The organism is Bacteroides sp. UBA939 (assembly GCF_002293435.1).
Classification (GTDB): domain Bacteria; phylum Bacteroidota; class Bacteroidia; order Bacteroidales; family Bacteroidaceae; genus Bacteroides.
Genome location: NZ_DBDF01000030.1, coordinates 1 through 4,711, shown reverse-complemented (window position 1 = coordinate 4,711; position 4,711 = coordinate 1). Strand labels below are relative to the sequence as shown.

Annotated in this window: 4 protein-coding genes; all 4 read right to left on the bottom strand. The window is 46.4% G+C overall.

Going from position 1 to position 4,711, the window contains the following annotated elements; genetic code table 11:
• Positions 1 to 54: 54 nt before the first annotated feature.
• Entirely contained in the window at positions 55 to 1,398 is a 1,344-nt protein-coding gene (gene sufD / locus B2Z67_RS02070; RefSeq protein ID WP_291528161.1) for a Fe-S cluster assembly protein SufD, read from the bottom strand.
• 84 nt (positions 1,399 to 1,482) lie between these two features.
• Complete coding sequence (sufC, locus tag B2Z67_RS02065; RefSeq protein ID WP_291528160.1) at positions 1,483 to 2,235, bottom strand: Fe-S cluster assembly ATPase SufC; 753 nt, start codon at positions 2,233 to 2,235, stop codon at positions 1,483 to 1,485.
• Positions 2,236 to 2,311: 76 nt separating this feature from the next.
• On the bottom strand, positions 2,312 to 3,985 hold the full coding sequence (sufB, locus tag B2Z67_RS02060; RefSeq protein ID WP_291528159.1) for a Fe-S cluster assembly protein SufB: 1,674 nt from the start codon (positions 3,983 to 3,985) through the stop codon (positions 2,312 to 2,314).
• 3 nt (positions 3,986 to 3,988) lie between these two features.
• The gene (locus tag B2Z67_RS02055; RefSeq protein WP_291528158.1) at positions 3,989 to 4,492 is read right to left on the bottom strand and encodes a CvpA family protein; all 504 of its coding nucleotides are present in this window, start codon (positions 4,490 to 4,492) and stop codon (positions 3,989 to 3,991) included.
• Positions 4,493 to 4,711: the final 219 nt, after the last annotated feature.

Below are 4,711 nucleotides of genomic sequence, written 5' to 3'. Positions count from 1 at the left end.
ATTCAAAATTCAAAATTCATAATTCATAATTCATAATTCATAATTCAAAATTCTCTATTTACATATTGCGCACCCTTGGCACTTGCTCAATTCTCCACGGAAACGCTTCTCTATTAACAGATGTAAGCGGTCTTTCAATGCATCCAAGCGGATGGTATCAATCACTTCGTTCACGAAAGCAAACATCAGCAACAGGCGGGCTTCACGCTCCGGTATACCGCGCTGACGCATATAGAATAAAGCTGTTTCATCCAACTGACCGACTGTAGCGCCATGACTGCACTTCACATCATCGGCATAAATCTCCAACTGCGGCTGAGTGTACATACGTGCCTCGCGGGTAGCGCAAAGGTTACGGTTCGTCTGCTGCGAACTGGTATGCTGTGCACCGGGACGCACCAGCACCAAACCGGAAAAAGCACCGACTGACTGGTCATCGAGTACGTATTTGAAAAGTTCATTACTGGTACAGTGGGGCACAGCATGGTCGATGCTTGTATGGTTATCCACATGCTGGTTCTTATCCGCAATTGCCATACCGCAAAGGTTGATTTCGGCGCCTTCGCCTGCCAGCAGCACTTCGATGTTGTTACGGGTAGTTCCATTGTATAAGGTCATGCCGTTCAGCAGCACATTACTGTTTGCTTCCTGTTTCACACAAAGGTTACTGATACGCACTGTACTGGTATGTGTTTCTTCCAGTTCATAGAGGTCTAACACGGCGTTTTCCCCTACAAAGGCTTCTACTACTTGCGTGGCAAGGAAGTTTACGTTATCCATTGCATGGTCGCAAGTCAGCAGGCATGCCTGCGCGCCACTTTCCAGTATAATCAGTACACGACGGTTTACTAAGAAGTTAACATCGCCACGCAGGATATTCACTAACTGAATGGGGCGTTCCACTACCACATTTTTGGGTACATACAGCAGCACGCCGTCCTGCGCGAAAGCGGTATTGAATGCTGTGACTCCATCTTTTGAAGTATCCGCCATCTTTCCGTAGTATTTCTTCACCAGCTCCGGATGCTTCTCCGCCATCTCTCTCAAGCTGCCAAAGATTACTCCTTCGGGCAGTTGGGATGCCGGCAATGCTTTGCTGTAAAAGGTATCGTTCACCACAAAGTACAAGGATGTGCTCATGTTGGGTACATCGCATTTGAATACTTGATACGGGTTCACCGGGATATCCAGCCGGTTCAGGTTCAGACCGTAATCGGGTTCAAAGAACTTGCCGACATCGGTATATTTATATTTCTCCTGTTTACGGGTGGGGAAGCCGAGCCGCTCGAAATCGGCAAACGCAGCGGCACGGGGTGTATTCATCACCGCAGCGCTGTGCCGGCATATCATAGCTTCCGCTTGGGAGAAAAGATCTATGTATTGTTGTTCTGCATTCATTTTTTATAATTTTGAATTATGAATGATGAATTGGTATGTAACATCTGTGAACTCATAATTTATCATTTATAATTCACAATTAAATTATTCTCCTAACTCCTTCTTAATCCAATCATACCCCTTCTCCTCCAGTTCCAGAGCCAGCTCCGGCCCCGCAGTCTTCACGATACGACCTTTGTACAGCACATGTACGATGTCAGGTTTGATATAATCCAGTAAGCGTTGGTAGTGAGTGATGACGATGGTACTGTTTTCCGGTGTCTTCAACTTATTCACACCTTCGGCAACAATACGTAAGGCATCAATATCCAGACCGGAGTCCGTTTCATCCAGAATACTTAGCTTCGGCTCCAGCATAGCCATCTGGAAGATTTCATTCCGCTTCTTCTCACCCCCCGAGAACCCCTCGTTCACAGAGCGATTGGCCAGTTTGTTATCTAATTCCACAACAGCGCGCTTCTCACGCATCAATTTCAGAAACTCACTCGCATTGAGAGCAGGCAAATGATTATACTTACGCTGTTCGTTCACCGCCGCACGCATGAAGTTCACCATGCTTACGCCGGGAATCTCCACCGGATACTGGAAACTCAGGAAGATACCCTCATGGCTACGGTTCTCCGGTGAAAGCTCTAACAGGTTCTTACCGTTGAAAGTCACACTGCCCTTTGTCACCTCAAAAGCCGGATTACCCACCAACACCGCCGAAAGGGTACTCTTGCCGGAACCATTAGGTCCCATTATGGCATGCACTTCTCCCGCTTTTATCGTGAGATCGATGCCTTTCAATATCTCTTTGCCATTTATGCAGGCATGCAGGTTTCTTATCTCTAACATCTCTTTATTTACTGATTAATCGTTTCTCAAATATTAATATTTACTCGCCAGAATAGCCTTTTGGACAATTTACTAACTACCCTACGCTTCCCTCCAACGAAATGGTAAGCAGCTTCTGCGCCTCTACCGCAAACTCCATCGGTAACTTGTTCAATACCTCCTTGGCATATCCGTTCACAATCAATCCCACAGCATCTTCTGTAGAGATACCGCGCTGGTTGCAATAGAATATCTGGTCTTCGCTGATTTTGCTGGTGGTTGCTTCATGCTCCACAACCGCTGTTTCATTATGGATATCCATATACGGGAAAGTATGCGCACCGCATTTATCCCCCAACAGCAACGAGTCGCACTGACTGTAATTACGGGCATTGTCGGCTTTCTGCGCCACACGCACCAATCCCCGGTAAGAGTTCTCGCTACGTCCGGCTGAGATGCCTTTGCTGACAATGGTACTCCTGGTGTTCTTTCCCAGATGTATCATCTTAGTGCCTGTATCTGCCTGCTGGTAATTGTTGGTTACTGCCACACTATAGAATTCTGCCGAAGAGTTATCGCCCGTAAGGATGCAGGACGGATATTTCCAGGTAATAGCCGAACCGGTTTCTACCTGCGTCCACGACAGTTTACTGTTCGCTCCTTTGCAATTGCCGCGCTTCGTCACGAAGTTATACACACCGCCTTTACCATTGGCATCGCCCGGATACCAGTTTTGCACGGTACTGTACTTCACCTCTGCACGGTCGTGCACTACAATCTCCACGATAGCGGCATGCAACTGGTTCTCATCACGCATCGGCGCCGTACAGCCTTCCAGATAAGAAACGTACGAGTCATCATCTGCTATGATTAGCGTCCGCTCGAACTGTCCCGTGTTACGGGCATTAATACGGAAATACGTCGACAACTCCATCGGGCAGCGTACACCCTTCGGGATATACACAAACGAACCGTCGGAAAACACTGCCGAGTTCAGAGCAGCAAAGAAATTATCACGGTATCCTACTACGGATCCCAGATACTTCTGTACCAAATCGGGATGTTCGCGCACGGCTTCACTGATGGAGCAGAATATAATTCCTTTCTCCATCAACGTCTCCTTAAAAGTAGTCTTTACGGAAACAGAGTCCATTACGGCATCCACAGCCATACCGCTCAACGCCATCCGTTCTTCCAGAGGAATACCCAGTTTATTAAAGGTATTTATCAGTTCAGGGTCTACTTCATCCATGCTCTTCGGAGCGTCTTTCTTCTTTGCCAATGGGTCGGCATAGTATGAGATGCCCTGATAGTCAATCTCAGGGATACGGAGGTGCGCCCATGTGGGCATTTCCATAGTCAACCAGTGACGATATGCTTTCAAGCGGAACTCTAACAGCCATTCCGGTTCATTCTTTTTCGAGGAAATCAGCCGCACCACGTTTTCATTCAGTCCTTGCTCAATGACTTCGGTGTGTACATCCGTCGTGAAACCATACTTGTACTTCTCCTCTGTAATCTTCCGGACAAAGTCGTTGGAAGGTTTCTTCTCCTCTTTCTGTTCCTTCTGTTCTTTCTCTCCTTTCTCTTCGGAGAACTGTTCAGAAAGGTTCTCAGAGGGCTTTTCAGAAGGTTTCTTATCGGAAAGTTCCTCGTCGGAAAACTCACCGGAGAGCTTTTCATCAGAAAGTATCTCATCGGAGAGCTTCTTTTCTACTTTCTTCTCTTCGTCCTGATTTGATTTTTCTTTATTATGATTTTCGGGTTGCATTGCTTAATTAAGTATATATTGTTCTGTAACTTCCTTTGCCGCAGGGAAAAATATCTCTGCAAATGACTTTATGGGATAATACAACACGGATTCTTCCTTCTTTGTTTTATCCACCAGTGTATTGTCCGAATCAATAAATTCCAGCACGTAGACAAGCAGGCTCAACAACAGCAGGAATTTCAAAGCTCCCAGTACCGCCCCCAACAAGCGGTTCAGCCAACCAAGCGAAACGGCTTCTATGGCTTTGGTAAGCAAAGCCGCCGCCAGTAGAAACAGTAACGGCACCATAACCCAAATCGCGACAAAAGCCAATATCTGGGCAAATGTCATAGAGTCGGTTATTTTAGAAAATACTTTTTCGGCAACCGACACGTACAGTGCCTTTGCCGCCAGCAGACCTACAATCAATCCCAGGATTGCCGCCAGTTGCTTGATAAATCCTTTAATGAAACCGACGACGGCTCCGACGCCGATTACTGCTAAAATAATGATATCTAATATTGTCATAAGGCTATAATTAGTGATTAATTAAATGAGAATTTAGGTGGAAATGGGTACGCGGACGACACGGAATAAGCGGACGAACGCAGATTCTTCTTAGTGATTAGCAAGAGTATCTCTATTAGCTTCGCTGACAGCTTCTCTGATTTCTTTCACTAAGGTATGTCCTCCTCCCGGGAGGAGGAGTAGGGAGGTGGTAGGCAAAAAGAGTTCCTTAGAGTTATG

Bases quoted from the DNA above. Each gene is read 5' to 3' on its own strand.
- B2Z67_RS02055 (WP_291528158.1), bottom strand. From the start codon at position 4,492: ATGACAATATTAGATATCATTATTTTAGCAGTAATCGGCGTCGGAGCC.
- sufB (WP_291528159.1), bottom strand. From the start codon at position 3,985: ATGCAACCCGAAAATCATAATAAAGAAAAATCAAATCAGGACGAAGAG.
- sufD (WP_291528161.1), bottom strand. From the start codon at position 1,398: ATGAATGCAGAACAACAATACATAGATCTTTTCTCCCAAGCGGAAGCT.
- sufC (WP_291528160.1), bottom strand. From the start codon at position 2,235: ATGTTAGAGATAAGAAACCTGCATGCCTGCATAAATGGCAAAGAGATA.